The sequence below is a fragment of the Coprococcus sp. RTP31081st1_H1_RTP31081_211007 genome, from assembly GCF_040227275.1.
Taxonomy (GTDB): domain Bacteria; phylum Bacillota; class Clostridia; order Lachnospirales; family Lachnospiraceae; genus Coprococcus; species Coprococcus aceti.
In genome coordinates this window covers 120,233-142,881 of sequence record NZ_JBEHVP010000003.1, presented here as the reverse complement: position 1 = coordinate 142,881, position 22,649 = coordinate 120,233, and the positions used below count along the sequence as shown (strand labels likewise).

Sequence of the window (22,649 nt, the reverse complement as noted above, 5' to 3'; positions counted from 1 at the left end):
GGGGAATCGATATGACAAGAGGCGTACAGTTTAAGAGAAGAATGCAGAGATTATTGATTCACCTCATTCTGATCATATTCTCAATCATTATGATAGTGCCATTTGTATGGATGACACTCACAGCATTTAAGACAGTAACAGAGGCAACTTCGGTAAGTCCATTCGTAATATTCCCATCACAGTGGCGTACAGACGCGTTCACTACTGTTTGGAATAACATGAACTTCCTTGTTCTCTACAAGAACACATTACTGCTCATATTCTTCAGAGTTGTGTGTGCATGTCTCACAGCAACACTCGCAGGATATGCATTTGCAAGACTTAAGTTCAAGGGCAGAGACTTTATGTTCTCCCTGATACTTTTCCAGATGATGATTCCTTCACAGATATTCATCATCCCACAGTTCCTGATGATCAGTAAGATGGGCATGACAAATACAATGTTTGCTCTGGTATTCCCGGGAATTGTAACAGCGTTCGGTACTTTCCTGCTCAAGCAGGCTTACATGGGACTTCCTGGAGATCTCGAGGAGGCAGCGAGACTTGACGGATGTAACATTCCAAAGACATTCGTGTTTGTTATGGCTCCGCTTGCAAGATCATCGATGGTTGCCCTCGGTATATTCACAGCAGTGTTCGCATTCAAGGATCTGATGTGGCCACTGGTTGTAAACAGCAGTGCAAACAAGATGCCGCTCTCAGCAGCTCTTGCAACAATGCAGGGACAGTATCAGTCCAATTATCCACAGCTGATGGCTGCATCTCTTATATCATGTATACCAATGATCGTTATATACCTGATATTCCAGAAGCAGTTCGTAGAAGGTATTGCAACATCAGGTGGAAAGCTCTAAAGAAGATATTATATATGACCACAGGGTGACGTCGGTTACTGACGCCACCCTTGTGAAATATATCGTAAATACGAAGTATTTACGATGCCGTGGACGCCGCGCGGAGCGCCTCTCATGCGTCCACTCCAAAATATATCGTAAATACGAAGTATTTACGATGCTGCAGACGCCGCGCGAAGCGCCTCTCATGCGTCTGTTTCAAAATATATCGTAAGTGCGAAACAAAAGGAGGACGTCTATGAAAAAGCCGATAATCACAGAAGAAGAAAAACAGAAGATAAAAGAGATGGACTCCATACGCAAAAAAATAGGATATATCTGGGATTATTACAAGCTTTGGATAATCGGTGCGGTCGTTCTCGTGGGACTTGTAGTGTATTTCACTGTTGTGTTTGCAACGAGGGAGGACAAGCCGATACTGGATGTCGTCCTTGTGAACAACTACGATGATGTTTCAGAGGACTGCAGGCTGACACAGGGATTTGTGTCGTATGTAGGGGAAGAAAATCTCCCGGGAAGGGTTACATTTGACAACAATGCATTTTTTAATCTGGCAAATAACTCAGATTATAAGAACAGTTACTATATGAAGGTGCTGGCATACCTTGAGGCGGACACTGCTCAGGCAGTCTTGTGCCAGTATGACAATCTCATAGGTCTGGCGAAGAGCGGCAGACTTGCAGACCTGTCGGATGAGAAGGTCGGCGATATATATGATAAGTATAAGGATAGGATAATTTATTACGAGGATGAAGAGGGGAAGAAGATACCTGTCGGAATAGATGTATCTGAAGGATACAAGGCGGCAGGACTTACTGAGTACACAGATGGCAAGGCATATATTGGATTGTCAGCATATGCGGCGGATTATGGATATGTGGAGAAATTTGTGGACTACATGGTGGAACTTGGAATACAATCCGGCGGAGCCGGTTGTAGATAAATTATGAGGAAAGACCAGTCAAATGAAATTTGGCTGTAGAGAAACTGGAGATCACGAAAAGGAGGACTTGGGCATGGCAATATTGATAAATGAAGAGAAAAAGCTTTTCACATTGAACACCAAAAATACTACATATCAGATGAAGGTGATCGACTATGGGTATCTGGCTCATCTGTATTATGGCAAGAAAATGGACGGGGATATGTCATATGTCATAACTCATTACGATAGAGGATTCTCAGGCAATCCTTATGAAGCACAGGAGCACAGAGAATTCTCTCTGGACAACATTCCACTGGAATATAGCTGCTACGGCAACGGAGATTTCAGGACTCCGGCATTCAACATAAAGGACATAGAGGGAATACATGGATGTGATCTCAGATATGTTTCATATGAGGTGATGGACAGTAAGTATAGTCTCAAGGGACTTCCTGCTGCTTACACAAATGACGGCGAGAAGGGTGAGACCCTTAAGATCGTTCTTCAGGATCCTCAGGTGGGAGTGGAGGTTGATCTTCTGTATGGAATTATAGAGGATAAGGATCTGATCACAAGATCAGCTATAGTCAGAAATATAAGCGATGCGGATATATTTGTGGCAAAGGCATCAAGTGTGAGCCTGGATTTTGTGACAGGTGATTATGATCTCATCCACTTCCACGGAAGACATGCTATGGAGCGCATGTATGAGAGAGAAGCTATAAATCATGGTGTGAAGAAGATCGGAAGCACAAGGGGTACATCAAGCCATCAGCACAGCCCATTTGTGGTTATAGCAGGCAAGGATGCGAATGAAGATGCGGGCGACTGCTACGGAATCTCATTTCTCTACAGCGGAAGCTTCAACTGTGAGGTTGAGAAGGATCAGACAGATCAGGTGAGACTCAATATGGGTGTTCAGGATGAGATGTTTGAGTATGTGATCTATCCTGAGAGCGAGTTTGTGGCACCTGAGGTAGTTATGGTTTATTCACCTGATGGATTTGCTGACATGTCACATAAGATGCATGACGTTGTGAGATACAATATCTGCCGCGGCGAGTACAAGACAAAGAGGAGACCTATTCTCATCAACAGTTGGGAGGCGGTATACTTTGATTTCAATGGCGATGATATTGTAAACATAGCAAAGCAGGCTTCAGAGCTCGGCGTTGAGATGCTGGTTCTGGATGACGGCTGGTTCGGTGTTAGAAATGATGACAAGTCAGGTCTCGGCGACTGGTTTGTAAATGAGGATAAGATGGGCGGCCCTATGGCTGATGTTGTGAAAAGAGTGAAGGCTCTCGGCATGAAGTTCGGTATCTGGATCGAGCCTGAGATGGTATCCGAGAAGAGCGAGCTTTTCAAGGAGCATCCGGATTATGCATTTGTGATCCCTGGAAGAAAGCCTGTCATGGGAAGAAGCCAGCTCAATCTGGACTTCTCAAGAAAAGAGGTCGTAAACTGTATATTTAATCAGCTGACAGCGGTGCTTGACAAGATAGATGTTGATTATATAAAGATGGATATGAACAGAAGCATCTTAAATGTATACTCCATGACTGAGGGAATCCAGAACAATGGAACTATCCTCTACAAGTATGTACTCGGTGTATATGACTTCATGGAGAGACTTCAGGCAAGATATCCAAAGATGTTCATCGAGGGTTGCAGCGGTGGCGGTGGAAGATTTGACGCCGGAATGATGTATTACACACCTCAGATCTGGTGCAGTGATGACACAGATGCCATCTGCAGACTTGACATACAGTATGGAACTTCATTTGGCTATCCTATATCGGTGGTTGGTTCACACGTATCAGCGGTTCCAAATCATCAGACAGGCAGGACAACTCCATTCAATACAAGAGCCGTTGTTGCCATGGCAGGAAGCTTTGGCTACGAGCTTGATCTGAACAAGGTCAGCGATGAGGAGAAGGAAGAGGTAAAGGCTCAGGTAGAAAACTACAAGAAGTACTGGGATCTTCTTCATAATGGACTTTACTACAGACTGACGGATGCGGATAAGAGCAAAGGTGTGGCTGCATGGTCATTTGTGGCAAGGGATAAGTCAGAGACCCTTGTCAATATCGTGACGGTGGAGAGCTTCTGCAATGCCCCTGTACCTTTTGTCAGAGTAAAGGGACTTGATGTGGATGCCACATATGTTGACGAGGAGACCGGCGCAGAGTACAGCGGACAGGGACTTGACCAGATAGGACTTCCTGTACCACTCAAGTTCGGCGAGTACAATGCTTACCAGATCCACCTGGTTAGAAAGTAAAATTGCATAAGTGATATTGTGTTATTTATACATAAATATTAATTATATTGTATTAAATTACAGCTTCATGATAATATGAGGCTGTAATTTTTTGTGCTTATATATTCGGCATAAATGTGCTGAATATGTATGGGAGAAAAAGGGAGGTTACATATGAAATTGAAGGGGATAATGGCTGCGGCTGTAACTGTAGCCATGGTGTCGTCGTGCATTCATATACCGATGACGACTGCACAGGCACAGACTTTACTGTCAAATATGACAGCGTATGCCGTACAGATGAATGAAGCTGAGATATCAGCAGCTACAGAGGATATTTCAGAGCTTGAGGGTGACTATGGGGTTGTGAACATAGTTAATGGCAAGGAGAGTAAAATATCATTTGTCACGGATGAGACAGGATATTATGAGATAATATTGCAGGGAAGCCAGTCACGGCTGATGCTTCAGGAGACCTTGTATAACAGTAAGAGTAAGCGCCTTGCTACAGGTAAAAAGGATGGCAGTGGATGCTGCAGGCTGGTATACAAGTGCACTGCGGGGGAGAAATACATTCTTGGGTCTAAGTATGCCCGTTCTTATACAGTTTCCGAAAGTGCAAATATAAGCGTGAGAAAGCTTCCGGATGTGGCGGCAATAAAAATTGTGCCGGATAATACAACGATACTGGAGGGAACACCAGACTCCATAACATCGGCGTACGCAACGGTAACCTATTCCGGTGGAAAGGTGCGCAGTTCAGGTATCAGCGGCTCAGACTGTAAGATAGATGGAGTTACATACAGTCTGTGGGTGAAGGATTCCAAGGGAAGTTATTATTATGAGGGCGATGAAGGGGATATGGTATCGTATGCGGATGCGGAAAAACTTCCGGCCGGTACGTATACTGTTCAGCTTACAGATAAAATGGATAGTGAGCCAAACCAGTCGACCAAGATATACGATTCGTACACTGCAAAGGTGCAGACTCCTGCTGAATATTTTGTAGGAAAAAGGAATATCAGTGAGACGGATACCTACGCATATGATACCAGGGTGGACGGTTACGAGTATTACAGATTTATACCATCTGCAACTGCTGACTTTGTGTTTGAAGTAGATAAATCATCAACTGCATTTATAGATGTATATGATTCGGACATGGCGGTGGTTGAGACCGATAATGACAGGTATTCATTTGTCAAGGGAAAGACCTATTATGTCAGACTTTCAGGAACAACGGATGATGACAATGAAACATTGAATGAGGTCAGGCTCAAGGCGAAGAAGTATGCGGCACCTTCAGGGGTGACATTGAAGCTGGCAAAGAGCGAATGGGCAGCCGGAACGCCGATAAGCTTCATGAATGGTGCGAGCAGTACAATAAAGTATAATGATAAGTCCACGGAAAGCATAGATCTGACCGGTGGAAGTGGATACAGTAATGGAAACAGATATACAGTATATTATTCGTCATCTGATGATAACTGGAAAGAGTACGAATATGAAAAAGGTGTAACTCTTTTAGAGGGCGAATACAAAGTAGCTGTGGGATATAATGCGGCTGAGGAAGATCAGGAGCTGCTCGGCACGGCAGTGCTTAAGGTAGTGTCCATAGACAAGCTGAGCGCAGGACAGCTCTCCGAAGGTGACAACAATGTGAGTGTCGGAACGGATGAGTATGACAAGGCCTATTACAGTTTTGTCATGCCATTTGACGGAAGTGTGGTAATAGAAAGCGACAGTCCTTATTGTGTATATGAGTCCGGTGATGAGGGCCCGGTAGAGGTTACAGGAAAACTTACCGGAGGCAGCACTTATTACGTAGGCCTGTATAATGAGTTATCTACTTCCAAGACAAATGTGAGACTCAGTTTTATTCCAAAAGTGACAGACATGCTTGCTGTTCCCGAGAACACAGATTTTATCAGAATGGGCAGCTATGATAAGGATATCAGCAGTTATGTAGATGGCACCAGAGTAAAGATCTCATATGCTGACGGAAAAACAGAAGATCTGGTATTTGACGATTCGGACAGTGTGGAAACCTCCAGAGGAGACGAGGTACGTGCTGAGATAGTTACAGATATGGAAAATGAGTGCCCTGTCGGAGCGGCACAGATTAGGATATACACACTGTATAGTGAGGACTCTTATGCATATGACATAGAGATAAAGGATATAGAGGATGTTGCTGCCGGAAGTCTTGCGGAGGGCTCTAATCAGGTAAGCATGTCGGAGAATGGCAGTGCATACTATACGTTTAAGCCTTCGATATCTGCCAGGTATACATTTGCCCCAGTGGGCGGTATGGAGATCTACAGCAAGATCGACGCTGACGATGAGACAATGTATGATCTGAAGAAACTTAGTGTATCGGATGGCGAGGCTGCACTTGAGAGCGGCAATACATACTATATCTGTCTCGATGGCGGAGTAGAGGACAAGTGGGGAGATACGCAGACCAGTTGGAGCATGAATGTGACAAGGGGAGAAACTTTGTCAAATTCAAAGATCAGTTCATGGAAGCTGAGAGATAACAGAACCTATGAATTCCTTCCAGATATGAAATTATCAGGTATCAAAAACCTTCTGGATAGAGAGACTCTCCAGTTTGTATATGATGATGGCAGTGTAAAAGAGGCCAGTGTCGGTGACAGCGAGGATAATGAGCTGATCACGAGTACATGGTACAGATATAACGAGAAAACTGGAAAGTATGTCGAGATCGCAGGCTTTGGCAGCAGGGTTGATACTGGCAGATACATGGTTGAACTTGCAATCGCTGGTGCGGATGGCATGGATACGGTTGAGATACCATTTGCAGTGAAGACTGCACAGAGCATGAGCCTTGGAACATGGAACAGCTCAAAGACGCTTGATATTTCAGGCGACAGATATGTGCATATATATAAGGTAAGTGCCCAGGCGGGTTCGTATGTGGTATCCGCAGATGAGAAGATCGATGGCATCAGGATTTTGGATGCAAATGGAACAGAGATAACGACTAACAACGTGGCTTATTCATCTGATGGATTTGGCAGTGTGGGATTTGACACAGCAGGCGGGGATCTGTATGTATGTGTGTATCCGGGAAAAAATGTAAATAAATGCGGCGTGACAATGAAGGAGATCGTCAAGGCTGTAAGCGTAAGCACAACCGTTTCTAAGACTGAATATCTGAGGGAATTTGATGAGCTTAAGGGTAGCATAAAAACCGTTGTCACATATTCTGATGGAAGTACCAGAACATTTGACGCGGATGACGATGATACAAGCTATACGATCACGAAAAACGGCAGGGTGAGCAGCTATTTAAGCATCGACACGATAACAGAACAGACCGGATCATATGAGATAATACCTTCCATATGGGGAATGGCTGACGATTGTGAAGTTCAGGGAGCATCATTTGACGTCGTGGATCTGAATGTGGATGATCTGGAGTACCTGATATCAGGTGAGCCTGCGGTGCTTTCAGGTGTTGAGAACACTGGGGATGTAAAGCTGTACAGATTTGATATTGCGTCAGATGGAGTGGTATCCCTTCAGAGACAGGGCTTTGAGCTTAAGGGTATATATACCATTGAGGATGATGGCAGCTTTTCAGATACATATAGCAGTGGAGATGCTTTCTCTCTGAAAAAGGGAAGCTATATTATAGCACTCTATGCGAGAGAGAAAGATGATCAGATAACATTTACATATCACGATTCGTATGTGACAGGTAATGGAAAAATAACACCGGGTCAGAAGACAACAGCGGATATAAGCTATGACGGAGAGGGCATCGAGTATGAATTTATCCCAACGGAGACCGGAGAGTACAGATTTACGGTGGACAGCGGAGATAATACAGTATACACCAGAATCTATGCTGATGGGGTTCTGGAAAAGACATACTCACGGAACGGCGGACAACTCATTATAGACAGGACATTTGAGGCGAACCGCAGTTATACATTCAGGATCAGCCTTGCGTCGCAGCAGACAGGAAGCGTGACGATCACTCCTGAGAAGGTGGAGGCAGAGGTAGAGAACGAGTACGATATCTCCGCTGTGAGCATATCAGGATGCAAGGTGAAGAAGACAGAGGACGGATACAGTGTAACCGGAGATATAGAGATAACATATGCAAATAATGAGAGCCAGAAGACACCATTTGTCAGCGGAAGATGGACTGATGCATATGGAAATATCATTCAGGGAATCATGTCTGTTGTGGAAAATGACACATACACAGATGTGACTCTGGATCTCAGATATAAGAATACGGGTTCATCAGAATGGGTGTATGCCGAGTCAAAGACCCAGAAGTTTGGGGATGGAGATGACGAGGGATGGATCATAACCAAGATTCCGACATGTACTGAGAACGGAGAGAAGACAAGGTATATTGAGGATGAGGATATATATGAGACCGAGGTGATCCCTGCTACAGGACACAGTTTCACAAAGTATGAGTCAGATGGAAATGCCACATGTTCGCAGAAGGGAACCAAGACGGCAAAATGTGACAATAACTGCGGAGAAAAGGATACTATCATAGACGATGAGACCACAGTTCCTCACGATTATCAGACGGTGTGGATGGTTAAGAAAAAGGCATCACAGACCAGTGACGGATATAAGGCGCATGTGTGCAAAAACTGCAAGTCAGCCAGCAAGGAAACTCAGAGTATATACAGGATAAAGAGTATCAGGCTTGCATACAGCGCTGTTGAGTATGATGGTACAGCTAAGAAGCCTGCGGTAGAGGTCAAAGACTCAAAGGGCAGAAAGGTTGCCGCAGGAAATTACAGCGTTTCATATTCAAATAACAAGAATATCGGCAAGGCCAAAGTTGTCATCAAATTCAAGGGTGACTATGAAGGGGAGAAGACACTCACATTTGACATCAAGATGGGTGTGAGAAAAGTTGAGTCCATTGACAACACAGCAAATGGAATAAAGTTGAGCTGGAAGAAGTATAAAGCGGCATCGGGATATGTTGTTTACAGAGGAGTAAATGGAAAAGCATATACGATAGCAGGTGTTGTTCAGAATCCGGAGACAACATCGTTCGTGGACGTCACAGCTAAAAATGTGGGTGTAAAGTATACATATAAGATAAGAACTTATAAGACATTTGGCGATGTGACATACAATTCGGCATTTGGCGGCGAGAAGACAGGAAGTTATGTACCTGCCGTGAAGCTGAAGAAATTCACAAGTGCATCGGCCGGAACAGCCAAGGTTACATATAATAAGGCAGCCAAGGCCACCGGATATCAGATACAGTATGCAGACAATGCATCGTTTAAATCTGCAAAGACGGCCAATGTAAACGGAGGTTCAGTTACAAGTAAGACCATCAAACGACTTACTAAGGGCAAGAGATATTATGTCAGAGTACGAAGCTTTAAGAAGATTGATGGTAAGGTTTACTATTCCGCATGGAGTGGAAAGAAATCGGTTGTAATAAAGAAGAGATAATATCAAAAGAAATAGAAGAATCCGCCATGGATACAATTTGTATCCGTGGCGGATTGTTTTTTTATTCTGTGTGTTCATCATCATAACGCCTTTTATTACATAATAGCGAAAGAAAACAGGTAATAAAGTGTAAAATTTGAGGTAATGTGATGTTTTTAGTTGGACATGGCAGATATAAAATGCTACCATGATTCTATGGGAACATTATTGTTCCAGAGCAGCAAAAGGGATGAGCAGAATAAGGAGAGAAAGATGGACGAGAATAACGTAAATGGATTTAATGATATGGACGACGATGAGGACGAGGGAACTACTGTCCTCACGACTCCGGGAGTGAGCGCATTTTCTCCGGTGCAGAACAGTGCACAAGGGCAGCCGAACCCGGGTCAGCCACAGCAGAATCAGCAGCCGGGTGGATTTGGACAGCCGATGGGCGGACAGTATGGAGGATTTGGACAGCCACAGTATGGTCAGCCGCAGTACGGTCAGGGTCAGCAGTTTGGTGGAAATGTCCAGTCGACAGGTGGACAGTATGGAGGATTTGGGCAGCCACAGTATGGTCAGCCACAGTACAGCCAGCAGCCGGGCATGACTCCGGGTGTTATGGAGCCGGGTAAAAAGGTGAACAAGAAGCTTATAGCAATAATAGGAGGAATCGCAGCGGCAGTCCTGATCGCGATAATAGTCGTTGTTTTGATCCTGGCGGGTGGTTCCGGTGAGAGAAGTGCCAAGAAGGTCGGAGACAAGCTGGTGACAGCCTATGAAAAAGGCGATGCCGATGCCATGGTTGATCTGATGGACAAGGAATATTACAAGCTGTATAACAGGATAAGAAGCTATACAGGCAGTGATGACTATGTCAAGGATACATTCAACGAGCAGGTCAGCGACATGGTAGATGAGGTAGGCAAGGTCAAGAGTATCAAGGTCGAGGACCGATCAGAGAAGGAATATGACGAGGATAAGCTTAAGGATGTAAATGATACATTTGACATGCTGGATGTCGACATGACGGTTGACAAGTGCTACGAGGTGGACCTTGATGTCAAGATAAAAGGATCTACTGACGAATCAGATGGCGAGATCATATACACAGTTATAAAGACTGGCGGTAAGTGGTATCTTGTAGACTATGATCTCTACGTATATTAGAAAATAAATCTCATGGATTGAGGATTGATTTCTCAGTTCATGAGATTTTTGTATATATTAGATAAATACGAACGTGTTTTGTAGTAAATATGCATAAAAAACAAATTGTATTTGTATATGCATGGTGATAATATAAAAAACGTAAGAAATTTTTATATGTATCTTAATAATGGAGCTGGTGGATATATCGTATACAGAAAGGCTGGAAAGGGAAAGTACAGCAAGCTGGCCAATATAAACAAAAACACAATACTGAGCTATACAGATAAGTCAGCTAAAAATGGAACGGTATACACATATAAGATTGTTGCGTGCAAGACGGCAGGCAAGACAAGTTACAATGCGGCTGACAGCAATCAGAAAACCATTATGAGAATCACTTCGTCAAAGGTTACCAAGACCACGAACAAGGCAGGAAAGAAGATGACTGTTAAGTGGTCGGTAAATTCCAAGGTAGGAGGATATCAGATACAGTATTCTGTAAAGAGCAATTTTGCCAAGGCAAAGACTGTAAAAGTGACCGGAGCTAAAAAGTCAAATGTCACAATAGCAAAATTGGCTAAGAAGAAATATTATGTGAGAGTCAGAAGCTTCAAGAAGGTAGGAAAAACAACTTACTATTCTGCATGGAGCACAACAAAGAATGTGGTTATAAAGAAGTAGAATAGTAAATTATTTGCGCATATTGCGATTGACAAACCACAAATACTTGCTATACTAATGAATGGATAGGTTCAGAAATGGCTTATACAGGCGGTTTTCTGGATCATATAAGTTAAAAACGATGACAGAGACAGTACGGAGTCTGCGAGATCAGCAGCGAGCCGGGGGCGGTGCGAGCCCGGTGACAGTAGAGACTTTCGGAATATCACTCTGGAGTTGCAGACCAAAAGAGATTTGCTCAAGTAGGCTCTGACGTATTTCCTGCGTTAAGGGGAGCGCATATGTTAGTATGTAAGTAATAGGTGGTATAACGAACTCAAAGCCCTTCGTCCTGATTACGACGAAGGGCTTTTTTATATTTATCACAGAAAGGAAAGACGACATGTACGACAAGGTTTCGACTAAACTGGAATTCGTGAACAGAGAGCAGAAGGTATTGGACTTCTGGAAAGAAAATCAGGTATTTGAGAAGAGTGTTGAAGAGACAAAGGATCTGCCAACATACACATTCTATGATGGCCCTCCAACAGCAAATGGTAAGCCACATATCGGACACGTTCTTACACGTGTAATCAAGGATATGATCCCTAGATATCAGACAATGAAGGGACATAACGTAGTCAGAAAGGCCGGATGGGATACACACGGTCTGCCTGTTGAGCTCGAGGTTGAAAAGCTCTTGGGAATCGACGGCAAGGAGCAGATAGAGGAGTACGGACTGGAGCCATTTATCCAGAAATGTAAGGAGTCCGTATGGAAATATAAAGGCATGTGGGAAGAGTTCTCAGGCAAGGTAGGTTTCTGGGCTGATATGGACAACCCATATGTAACATACCATGATGACTTCATCGAGTCAGAGTGGTGGGCGCTGAAGAAGATCTGGGATCAGGGACTTCTGTACAAGGGCTTCAAGATCGTGCCTTACTGCCCAAGATGTGGTACACCTCTTTCAAGCCATGAGGTTGCACAGGGATACAAGACAGTCAAGGAGCGTTCAGCAGTAGTAAGATTCAAGGTTATCGGAGAGGACGCATATTTCCTCGCATGGACAACAACACCTTGGACACTTCCTTCAAACGTAGCACTCTGTGTAAATCCAGATGAGACATACGTGAAGGTTAAGGCAGCAGACGGCTACACATATTATCTTGCACAGGCGCTTGCAGACAAGGTTCTCGGCGGTCTTGCAAAGGAAGCAGCAGACGATCAGGCAGCAGTTCCTGCATACGAGGTTCTTGAGACATATGTTGGTAAGGATCTTGAGTACAAGGAGTATGAGCCACTCTATGAGTGCGTAAAGCCTGTATGTGAGAAGCAGCACAAGAAGGGTCACTTCATTACATGTGACACTTATGTAACTATGACAGATGGTACAGGTATTGTTCATATCGCACCAGCATTTGGTGAGGACGATGCAAATGTCGGAAGAAACTACGATCTTCCATTTGTACAGTTTGTAGATGGCAAGGGTGACCTCACTGAGGAGACTCCATTTGCCGGAATGTTCGTAAAGGATGCAGACCCTGAGGTACTCAAGGATCTGGACGCAAGGGGACTTCTCTTCGATGCGCCTAAGTTCGAGCATGAGTATCCACACTGCTGGAGATGTGACACACCACTTATCTATTACGCAAGAGATACATGGTTCATCAAGATGACAGCAGTCAGAGACAAGCTGGTTAAGAATAATGACACTGTAAACTGGATCCCGGAGAGCATCGGTAAGGGACGTTTTGGCGACTGGCTGAAGAATGTTCAGGACTGGGGACTTTCAAGAAATCGTTACTGGGGTACTCCGCTGAACATCTGGGAGTGTGAGTGCGGCTGCAGACATGCCATCGGATCAAAGGAAGAGCTCCGCTCAATGAGTGACAACTGCCCTGAGGACATCGAGCTTCACCGTCCGTTCATCGACGCTGTAACCATCAAGTGTCCTGAGTGTGGCAAGCAGATGCACAGAGTTACAGAGGTTATCGACTGCTGGTTCGATTCAGGATCAATGCCATTTGCACAGTGGCACTATCCATTTGAGAATCAGGATATATTTGAGAAGCACTTCCCTGCTGACTTCATCAGTGAGGCTGTTGACCAGACAAGAGGATGGTTCTACTCACTTATGGCGATCTCAACTCTGCTGTTCGACAAGGCTCCGTTTAAGAACGTAATCGTTCTCGGACATGTCCAGGATAAGGACGGACAGAAGATGAGTAAGTCCAAGGGAAATGCGGTAGATCCTATGGAGGCTCTGAACAAGTACGGTGCAGATGCCATCAGATGGTACTTCTACAGCAACTCAGCACCATGGCTTCCTAACAGATTCCATGAGGATGCAGTTGTTGAGTGTCAGAGAAAGTTCATGGGTACACTGTGGAACACATATGCGTTCTATGTACTCTATGCAAATATAGACAACTTCAATCCACTTGAGCATGAGCTAGAGTACGACAAGTTGTCACTTATGGATAAGTGGCTTCTGTCCAAGCTGAACTCAACAGTCAAGGCAGTTGACGCAAACCTTGGCGCATACAAGATTCCTGAGACAACAAGAGTTCTCGAGGAGTTCGTGGATGACATGAGTAACTGGTATGTCCGTCGTGGACGTGAGAGATACTGGGCAAAGGGCATGGAGCAGGACAAGGTAAATGCTTACATGACACTTTACACAGCGCTCGTTACGATCGCACAGACAGTAGCTCCTATGCTCCCATTCATGGCAGAGGATATTTACCAGAATCTGGTTAGAAATATAGACAAGGATGCACCTCTCTCAGTTCATCTGTGCTCATTCCCTGAGGTGGATGAGAAGATGATCGATCCAGAGCTTGAGGTTGCTATGGACGAGATCCTGAAGATCGTAGTTCTGGGACGTGCAGCAAGAAATACAGCAAATATCAAGAACAGACAGCCAATCGGCAAGATGTATGTCAAGGCTGACAAGAAGCTTTTCGGCGAGGAGAAGGCTATCATCGAGGATGAGCTGAACGTGAAGAATGTTGAGTTCGATGATGATGTAAGCGCTTACACAACATACAGCTTCAAGCCACAGCTTCGTACAGTCGGACCTAAGTACGGCAAGCACCTTGGCAAGATCAAGGAGCATCTGTCAGCACTGGATGGCAACGCAGCCATGGCAGAGCTCAAGGCAGAGGGCGCTCTGAAGTTTGAGGCAGACGGAGAGGAGATCGTACTCACTGAGGCTGATCTTCTGATCGACATGGCTCAGATGGACGGTTTCGTATCTGAGGCAGACGGCGGTGTGACAGTAGTCATCGACACAAATCTGTCAGAGGAGCTTCTTGAGGAAGGATTTGTCCGTGAGATAGTATCCAAGGTTCAGACTATGAGAAAAGAGGCTGGATTCGAGGTTATGGACAAGATCACTGTATACGCAGACGGAAGCCAGAAGGCAAAAGACATCATTTCATCAAATGCAGATGCCATCATCGGCGACGTTATGGCAACAGAGATCATCACCGGTTCAGTTGATGGTTACTCTAAGGAGTGGAACATCAACGGCGAGAAGGTAACTCTCGGAGTGAAGAAGAACGACTAAGGGATATAATATTAGGGTTTAAAACAGGCATTTTGGAAAAAATTATCCCTGATCAAGAGAATACGGCCCGAAAGGTACAAATCTTAAAGATTTTGTATCTTTCGGGCTATTTTTATGTGATTTAGGAAAATTTTGTACTTTCTTTAAATATATTTGGATATTAGGGGATGACGGTGGAATTACGATTTATTAAGTTTGTGTATGTGTGGTGTTGGGAGTATATTATTGTATGAATAAATCGTACAAAGGACTGCCGTCAATATGTATATTGGCCAGTCAGAAAAACAAAGGAGAAAAAAGATGATAGCAATTTTTATTGCGCCTTTTTACATAGCGTTAAATATATATTTGTTCTGGAGAATAAAGGGTTGGGTACAGGCATATTTCCCGAAACTCAAAGGCAAGAAGGGCTGGATAGTCCCGATAGTGCTATACGCATTTCTGGCGTCGGCGCTGGTGATCGCATTCTTCCTGCCACAGGGAAGGTTCAGACGTGGCATGAAGCTGGTGGGCAATTACTGGCTGGGCGTTCTGCTGTATATGATATTTTTCATAGTGATAGCTGAGCTTGGAAGATTCCTTCTGCTTCATGTATTCAGAGTGAGCAAAGATAAGATATGCGTGCCGAGGGTACGCAGGATAGTGGGCTGTGCGTGCGCAACACTTATCATGTGTATATCATTCTGGGGAGTGGTAAATGCGAGACTTGTGCGGGTGACGCCTTATGATGTGACCATCAATAAGGAAGCACAGGATGAGAATGGTCAGAAGATGGATTCCATGAAGATAGTGCTGGTTGCAGATCTTCATCTTGGATACAACATAGGCGTCAGGCAGGTTCAAAGAATAGTGAATTCCATAAATAAGCAGGACGCAGATCTGGTGCTGATAGCGGGTGATATATTTGACAACGAATGGGAAGCCGTTGACCAGCCGGAGGAGCTTGAGAAAATACTCCGGGGGATCAAATCAAAGTATGGAGTGTATGCCTGCTATGGCAACCACGATATACAGGAGCAGGTGCTTGCCGGATTTACATTTGGCGGACAGAAGGAGAAGACCAGCAGCCCGGAGATGGACGAGTTTATGGAGAAGGCGGGAATCACACTTCTTCGCGACGAGGGAGTGCTGATAAACGATTCCATATACATCTATGGCCGCCGCGATGCCCATAGACCGGGAAATGGAGTTACAGAAAGAGCATCCGCGGACGAGATCACGGAAAATATGGACAAATCAAAACCTATCATAGTCCTTGATCATGAGCCAAAGGAGCTGGAGGAGCTGTCGTCGGCAGGTGTGGATATGGATCTGTGTGGACACACCCATGATGGACAAATGTTCCCAGGCAACATCCTTGTGGCGATGATGTGGGAAAATTCCTGCGGTTACCTGAATGTTGACGGCATGCACAACATAGTGACATCAGGAGTCGGCGTGTTTGGCCCAGATATGCGGGTTGGAACCAAGGCGGAGATATGTCCGATAACGGTGCATTTTAAATGACCACCACACCGCATAATATTTCGCCAACCGCTCGCATAACTTAATTAATAAAGGAAAATAACCATAACACCACAATACTCTGGACTTTGTGGCAAAAATAAAGTAAATTTACGGGTATATAAACTGATTCGGGACAAAAAATGAGGGGAGTGCCGGGTCGGATGGTATGGATAACCTGGAAAGAGGAGGCGGTTGTATGGAAAAGTTAAATGAGATCGTGTCGGCGGTGGACGGATTTGTCTGGGGACCGGTCATGCTGGTGCTTCTGGTTGGAACGGGAATATTTCTGACGATCAGAACAGGGTTTCTTCCCTGGAGGAATCTCGGCTATGCGCTGAAGAGTACACTTAGCAAGGAGGCAAGGACAAAGAGCAGAGGAACCGGAGACGTGTCACCATTTTCGGCACTGACCACCGCGCTTGCTGCAACCATAGGAACGGGAAATATCGTTGGTGTTGCAACGGCCATGGTATCGGGAGGTCCGGGGGCACTGGTGTGGATGTGGATATCCGCAGCATTTGGACTGACATCCAAGTTCTCAGAGTGTATGCTTGCTATCAAGTACCGTGAGGTGAATGCCAAGGGCGAGATGAGCGGCGGTCCTATGTACACTATGAAGAAAGCATTCAAGCATAAGAAGTTCGGCGCAGTGCTGGGCTGGCTGTTCGCACTCTTTGCAGTCATCGCCTCATTTGGAATAGGAAATATGACACAGGCCAATTCCATATCTGAATCTCTTAGCAGTACATTCAGCGTGCCTACATATGTTACAGGAATCATACTTACGGTTTTTGCCCTTCTTATAATAGTTGGAGGAATCAAGACCATATCTAAGGTGTCATCAGTTGTTGTTCCTTTGATGGCGATATTCTATGTTGTAGCCGGACTTATTGTAATAATCGTCAATATCCAGAATCTTCCGGCAGGAGTTGCCATGATATTCAAGATGGCATTCTCAGTCAAGGCAGTCGGTGGCGGTCTGTGTGGTACGATCACAGTAGCTATGATGAACGCCATGAGATTCGGTGTTGCCAGAGGAGTATTCTCAAATGAAGCTGGAATGGGCTCTGCGGCCATCACGGCGGCGGCTGCCACAACAGACAATCCTGTCCGTCAGGGTTACATCAATATGACAGGTACATTCTGGGATACTATAGTAGTCTGCACCATCACAGGTCTCTGTATTGCATCATCGGGTGTGCTTGGTATTACTGAGAACAGTACAAAGGGCAGCTATCAGGTGAGCGGAACGGCGGTTACTGTGGAGGCTGTTGATTCTGATAACAAGACTACCACGACGGATTATACATATGAATTCACAGATGACCAGCTCATTCTGACAGATACATCCAATTCGTCAAATACCCTGACGCTTTCAGTTCTTCCATCCGACGAACTCAACAAGGATGAGAATACAAAGCTTGCAAGTGAGCTTGCGGTGGAGGAGAGTCAGGCAGCCATAGGAAGTCTTACCGGTACATGGACTGATGCAGCCGGAAACCATTATACATTTGCTGAGGATGGAACATTTGCCTGCTCAACTGTTATAAAAGGTGCAGCTCTCACGATACTGTCATTTGGCTCTGCACTTGGCAAGGTGGGAGGCTGGCTCGTAACTATAGGAATTGTGCTCTTCGCATTCTCCACGATCCTTGGATGGGAGTATCACGGAGAGAAGGCGTTCGAGTACCTGTTCAAGTCGCACAAGTACAATATGATATACAGGATAGTGTTCTCGCTCGTTGTATACGTAGGCGCGACGATATCACTGGATCTTGTATGGAACTTCTCAGATATAGCGAATGCGCTCATGGCGATTCCGAACCTTATCTGCCTGCTGGCATTAAGCGGAGAGATCGCAAAGGATATAAAGGAATTCCAGGCGGTTATCAAGGCAGAGAAAGCATCAAAGTAGAATATTAAGTCCGGGGACGGAGGGGTCAGAAACCTCCGTCCCCTTTTTTTATACTCTCTTAACCGAACTTTATACTTACTTTATTTTTTGTCCAAATTATGTTCATAAGTGATGGTTATTATATACGATAGATGGGGACGGAGGTACCTGTCCCCTCCGTCCCCATGAGTGGATCAGAATACCATAACAGAGAGGTTGACATATATGAGCAGAGTAGTAGGAATAGACCTGGGAACAACAAACAGCTGTGTGGCAGTGCTTGAGGGCGATCAGCCAACTGTCATACCGAATTCGGAGGGCGGCAGGACCACACCTTCCATAGTAGCCATCACAAAGAATGGAGAGAGACTGGTGGGTGAGGCTGCCAGGAGACAGATGACTGTGAATGTGGACAGAACTATCACATCCATCAAGAGAGCGATGGGAACAACATACAGAAAGAGGATAGACGGCAAGGACTATTCGCCGCAGGAGATATCCGCCATCATACTTGCAAAGCTGAAGAGCGATGCTGAGAGTTATCTGGGCGGACCGGTATCTGATGCAGTCATAACAGTTCCGGCTTACTTTGACGACAGCCAGAGACAGGCCACAAAGGACGCCGGAAGAATAGCGGGACTGAATGTGCTTCGAATCATAAATGAGCCTACATCGGCGGCTCTCGCCTATGGTCTTGACAATGGACAGGCGCAGAAGATACTTGTATACGATCTGGGCGGAGGAACATTTGACGTGTCTGTTATAGAGATAGGGGACAGCGTCATAGAGGTTCTTGCCACCGCGGGAGACAATCATCTAGGCGGAGATGATTTTGATGAGAGGCTGCTGGACTACGTCATCAAGACCTTTAAAAAGGAGACAAAGGTCAATCTGGCGAAGGATATCACGGCATCCCAGAGAGTGAGGGAAGCCTGTGAGAATGCCAAGAAGGAGCTCTCATTCGCGCAGACTGCTCACATCAATCTGCCATTTATATCGACAGTGAAGAATCAGCCGGTGCATCTGGATATGACTATAACAAGGGAACAGTTCAACGAGCTAACCTATGATCTGGTGGAGAGAACGGCGGGACCTGTAAACCAGGCATTATCCGATGCGGGCATAACGAGAAATCAGATAGACAAAGTGCTGCTGGTGGGTGGCTCCACCCGTATACCGGCGGTTGTGGATAAGGTTCGTGCCATAACCGGCAGGGAGCCATCCAAGAATATGAACCCGGACGAGTGCGTTGCCATGGGTGCGGCGGTCCAGGGAAGCAAGCTCAGCGGCGAGCTCACCGTGTCGAACAAGGTGAATGACATTCTCCTCATGGATGTGACACCTCTTTCGCTGTCCATTGAGACCCTTGGAGGCGTGGCAAATGTCATCATTCCGAGAAATTCAGCCATTCCGACCAGGGCATCAAAGATATTTACCACGGCGGGCAATTTCCAAAGGGATGTCGAGATCAAGGTATACCAGGGCGAGAGGCATTTCACAAGGGACAACAAGCTGCTAGGCAACTTCAGACTCAGTGGTATCAAGAGAGCCATGGCGGGCGTTCCTCAGATCGAGGTCACATTTGACATGGATGCAAATGGTATCCTCAAGGTTTCAGCTAAGGATCTTGGCAGGGGTGTGGAACAGCATATAGTGATCACATCCAGCACCAACCTTTCGGAGGAGGAGATCCGCAGAGCAAGGGAGGATGCGAAGAAGTACGAGGATGACGTGGCTGGAGCCAAGGAGTTCAAAGACATTATGAACGAGGCCGAGTCGTATGTATATAAGGTAGAGAATCTTCTTGAGACCAGGGGCGCACAGCTCGACAAGAAGGAGATGAAACGGATCAAGAGCGACTGCGAGTATCTGAAGAAGCTTGTGACACGAACTGACATGAATCATGTAGATGACGTGGAGATGGGCAGGATGAAGGAAGCCTACAGACAGCTCCAGGAATCTGCAGAGAAGCTGGAGACAATGTAAGAATTTGCGAGGAGAATGGTGAATTATGAAAGACAAATTTATAAGATTTATGAGATCCAGGTATGGCAATGATCAGTTGTCATCATTCCTTACCTGGGGCGGATTGATATTTATGGTGCTGGATGCATTTATCAAGACAGGGATATTTTATTTCCTTGGACTTCTCATGTTCATATATGGATATGTCAGGATCATGTCCAAGAACTATGACAAGCGCGCGGCGCAGAACAGATGGTTCATGGAGCATACCGCGGGCGTGAGAAATATATTCAAGCGCGCGAAGAAACAGAAGGAAGCCGGCAAGGAATACAAGATATTTGTCTGTAGCAAATGCCAGCAGATGATCAGAGTGCCAAGAGGAAAGGGCAAGATAGAGATCAGATGCCCTAAGTGCGGCAACAGATTTGTGAAGAAGTCATAGTAACAGCGCAGACTGATAAAGTCGTATATTGGAATACAGTGTGGAGATTGAGAGATGTTTGGATATATAGTGGTGAACCAGCCTGAGCTTAAGATGAAAGAATATGATGAATACCGTAAGTATTATTGCGGCCTGTGCAAATCGCTGAAGGACAGATATGGTGCCAGAGGACAGATCAGCCTCAGCTACGACATGACATTTCTGGTACTTCTTCTGACAGGGCTATATGAACCGGAGAAGTTTTCGGGCAGCCGAAGGTGCATCGCACACCCGGCATCAAAGCATACTTATGTACAGAATGAGTACACAGACTATGTTGCTGACATGAACGTGATCCTTACCTATTATAAATGTATAGATGACTGGGACGATGAGCATATGTTTACCCGGAAGCTTTATGCAGATGTGCTGCTCGCCGGGAAAAATGGCAGGAGACTCAAGGAAGAGTATTCACAGAAGATTCGCAGCATAGTGGATAACCTCAAGGCGATAAGCGAGCTGGAGGAGGCAGGATCTGATGACATGGATGCATTGTCGGGGCATTTTGGCAATATAATGGCAGAGATATGTGCCCCGAAACATGATGAGTGGGAATCATATCTCCGCACCATAGGCTATTATCTGGGCAAATTTGTCTACATAATGGACGCGTATGACGATATAGAGAAGGATATAGGTGCCGGAAACTACAATCCATTCGTGTGTAGACTTGCGCATGAGCTGGGTGTTGAGGTACAATCAGTGGGTGTGGATAACCCAATAGATCAGGGCAAATGGCAGGAACTTGCAGAGTGGACGAAGGATGTTCTGATGATGATGGTGGCACCACTTGCAAAAGAGTATGAGATGCTTCCTATTATTGAGAATGTAGGAATACTCAGGAATATAATATACTCAGGGATATGGGAAGCGTATTATGCAACTACGAACAGAAGATGTGGATGCGCAGAAGATAAAAATACAGATGGTGAAAATGCAGATAAATAAAACGTCATCAAATAGAAGATTACTTGATTATAGCACTAGGCCTAGTCAAAGACGATTATAAATGGTTTGGTGAAAAGGATAGGGAACAGATTATGAAGGATCCTTACGAGGTACTGGAACTCAAAAGAGGTGCCAGCGAAGAAGAAGTGAAAAAAGCATATAGAAGGCTGAGCCGCAAGTATCATCCGGATGCAAATATCAACAATCCCCACAAGGATGAGGCTGAGGAAAAGTTCAAGGAGATACAGCAGGCGTACAAGTCCATTGTGAGTGGTGAGGCCGACCGTGCAAGTTACGGTGGTGCTGGTGGATATGGAACCGGAAGCTCGCAGGGCTACGGCGGCGGTTATGGATCTGGTAGATCTTATGGTGGGAGCTCTTATGGCGGTTCGTCAGGAGGCTACGGACAGTATGATGATCCATTTGGCGGTTTTGGAGGATTTGGCCCATTTGGCTTTGGAGGATATCAGAGACAGAATGACTACGATCCAAATGATAAGGATTCCAGATATTTTCAGGCTGCGAAGAACTACATGAACAGCGGAAGCTATGAGGAGGCGAAGAACGTCCTCAATCAGATAGATAACCACGATGCCAGATGGCATTATTACAGTGGTGTGTGCAACGCCGGACTTGGCAATCAGATAAGGGCCATGGAGATGATAAAGCGCGCCATGGAGCTTGACCCGGGCAATCAGGAGTACCGACAGGCATATGAGGCCATCAAGAGCGGACGCCAGTGGTACATGGACAGAGGTGCCGGATATGGAATGGATATGCCGACCGGCGGAAAGTTCTGCAACAACCTTTGTACTATATGTACCCTCATGTCATGTTGTGTAAGCGGTATGCCTTGTGTGTGCTGCATGCCTGGTGGATACGGTAGAAGTTAGATAAACTTTTACAAACAATACTCTTATCTTAAGCCTGACTGTGAGAAGACCGACTGGGAAAAGTTCTGCGAAGGCTT

General features: G+C 45.4%; 13 protein-coding genes. All 13 read left to right on the top strand.

The genetic code is table 11. The annotated features are described in order from the left end of the window. Window positions 1-11 precede the first annotated feature (11 nt). Window positions 12-854, top strand: a complete 843-nt coding sequence (locus ABUA31_RS07130) for a carbohydrate ABC transporter permease (protein WP_004852646.1) — start codon at window positions 12-14, stop codon at window positions 852-854. A 238-nt stretch (window positions 855-1,092) separates the two neighbouring features. After that, window positions 1,093-1,797 carry a hypothetical protein gene (locus ABUA31_RS07125; RefSeq protein ID WP_015534458.1) on the top strand — a complete coding sequence of 235 codons (705 nt, stop codon included), beginning with the start codon at window positions 1,093-1,095 and terminating at the stop codon, window positions 1,795-1,797. 73 nt (window positions 1,798-1,870) lie between these two features. Next, window positions 1,871-4,063, top strand: a complete 2,193-nt coding sequence (locus ABUA31_RS07120; RefSeq protein ID WP_349818669.1) for an alpha-galactosidase — start codon at window positions 1,871-1,873, stop codon at window positions 4,061-4,063. 153 nt (window positions 4,064-4,216) lie between these two features. Further along, complete coding sequence (locus ABUA31_RS07115; protein ID WP_349818668.1) at window positions 4,217-9,517, top strand: hypothetical protein; 5,301 nt, start codon at window positions 4,217-4,219, stop codon at window positions 9,515-9,517. Window positions 9,518-9,682: 165 nt separating this feature from the next. Next, window positions 9,683-10,669 (top strand): RNA polymerase sigma factor, encoded by a 987-nt coding sequence (locus ABUA31_RS07110; protein WP_349818667.1) that lies wholly within the window; start codon window positions 9,683-9,685, stop codon window positions 10,667-10,669. Window positions 10,670-10,825: 156 nt separating this feature from the next. Beyond that, entirely contained in the window at window positions 10,826-11,332 is a 507-nt protein-coding gene (locus ABUA31_RS07105; protein WP_055272037.1) for a fibronectin type III domain-containing protein, read from the top strand. A 382-nt stretch (window positions 11,333-11,714) separates the two neighbouring features. Next, window positions 11,715-14,885, top strand: a complete 3,171-nt coding sequence (ileS, locus tag ABUA31_RS07100) for an isoleucine--tRNA ligase (protein ID WP_349818666.1) — start codon at window positions 11,715-11,717, stop codon at window positions 14,883-14,885. A gap of 300 nt (window positions 14,886-15,185) precedes the next feature. Continuing rightward, window positions 15,186-16,391: a metallophosphoesterase gene (locus tag ABUA31_RS07095; RefSeq protein WP_173795577.1), complete on the top strand. Its 1,206-nt coding sequence runs from the start codon at window positions 15,186-15,188 to the stop codon at window positions 16,389-16,391. Window positions 16,392-16,587: 196 nt separating this feature from the next. Then, window positions 16,588-18,306, top strand: coding sequence for an alanine/glycine:cation symporter family protein (locus ABUA31_RS07090; RefSeq protein ID WP_173795578.1), 1,719 nt, complete (start codon window positions 16,588-16,590; stop codon window positions 18,304-18,306). 204 nt (window positions 18,307-18,510) lie between these two features. After that, window positions 18,511-20,271: a molecular chaperone DnaK gene (gene dnaK, locus ABUA31_RS07085; RefSeq protein ID WP_349818665.1), complete on the top strand. Its 1,761-nt coding sequence runs from the start codon at window positions 18,511-18,513 to the stop codon at window positions 20,269-20,271. Window positions 20,272-20,296: 25 nt separating this feature from the next. Next, window positions 20,297-20,692 (top strand): hypothetical protein, encoded by a 396-nt coding sequence (locus tag ABUA31_RS07080; RefSeq protein ID WP_015534466.1) that lies wholly within the window; start codon window positions 20,297-20,299, stop codon window positions 20,690-20,692. Window positions 20,693-20,746: 54 nt separating this feature from the next. Then, window positions 20,747-21,679 (top strand): DUF5685 family protein, encoded by a 933-nt coding sequence (locus ABUA31_RS07075; RefSeq protein WP_161171430.1) that lies wholly within the window; start codon window positions 20,747-20,749, stop codon window positions 21,677-21,679. Window positions 21,680-21,771: 92 nt separating this feature from the next. Then, the gene (locus ABUA31_RS07070; RefSeq protein ID WP_044998253.1) at window positions 21,772-22,572 is read left to right on the top strand and encodes a J domain-containing protein; all 801 of its coding nucleotides are present in this window, start codon (window positions 21,772-21,774) and stop codon (window positions 22,570-22,572) included. The last annotated feature ends 77 nt before the right edge of the window (window positions 22,573-22,649 follow it).

Bases quoted from the DNA above. Each gene is read 5' to 3' on its own strand.
- ABUA31_RS07130 (WP_004852646.1), top strand. From the start codon at position 12: ATGACAAGAGGCGTACAGTTTAAGAGAAGAATGCAGAGATTATTGATT.
- ABUA31_RS07095 (WP_173795577.1), top strand. From the start codon at position 15,186: ATGATAGCAATTTTTATTGCGCCTTTTTACATAGCGTTAAATATATAT.
- ABUA31_RS07105 (WP_055272037.1), top strand. From the start codon at position 10,826: ATGTATCTTAATAATGGAGCTGGTGGATATATCGTATACAGAAAGGCT.
- dnaK (WP_349818665.1), top strand. From the start codon at position 18,511: ATGAGCAGAGTAGTAGGAATAGACCTGGGAACAACAAACAGCTGTGTG.
- ABUA31_RS07110 (WP_349818667.1), top strand. From the start codon at position 9,683: ATGGCAGATATAAAATGCTACCATGATTCTATGGGAACATTATTGTTC.
- ileS (WP_349818666.1), top strand. From the start codon at position 11,715: ATGTACGACAAGGTTTCGACTAAACTGGAATTCGTGAACAGAGAGCAG.
- ABUA31_RS07125 (WP_015534458.1), top strand. From the start codon at position 1,093: ATGAAAAAGCCGATAATCACAGAAGAAGAAAAACAGAAGATAAAAGAG.
- ABUA31_RS07070 (WP_044998253.1), top strand. From the start codon at position 21,772: ATGAAGGATCCTTACGAGGTACTGGAACTCAAAAGAGGTGCCAGCGAA.
- ABUA31_RS07115 (WP_349818668.1), top strand. From the start codon at position 4,217: ATGAAATTGAAGGGGATAATGGCTGCGGCTGTAACTGTAGCCATGGTG.
- ABUA31_RS07090 (WP_173795578.1), top strand. From the start codon at position 16,588: ATGGAAAAGTTAAATGAGATCGTGTCGGCGGTGGACGGATTTGTCTGG.
- ABUA31_RS07120 (WP_349818669.1), top strand. From the start codon at position 1,871: ATGGCAATATTGATAAATGAAGAGAAAAAGCTTTTCACATTGAACACC.
- ABUA31_RS07080 (WP_015534466.1), top strand. From the start codon at position 20,297: ATGAAAGACAAATTTATAAGATTTATGAGATCCAGGTATGGCAATGAT.
- ABUA31_RS07075 (WP_161171430.1), top strand. From the start codon at position 20,747: ATGTTTGGATATATAGTGGTGAACCAGCCTGAGCTTAAGATGAAAGAA.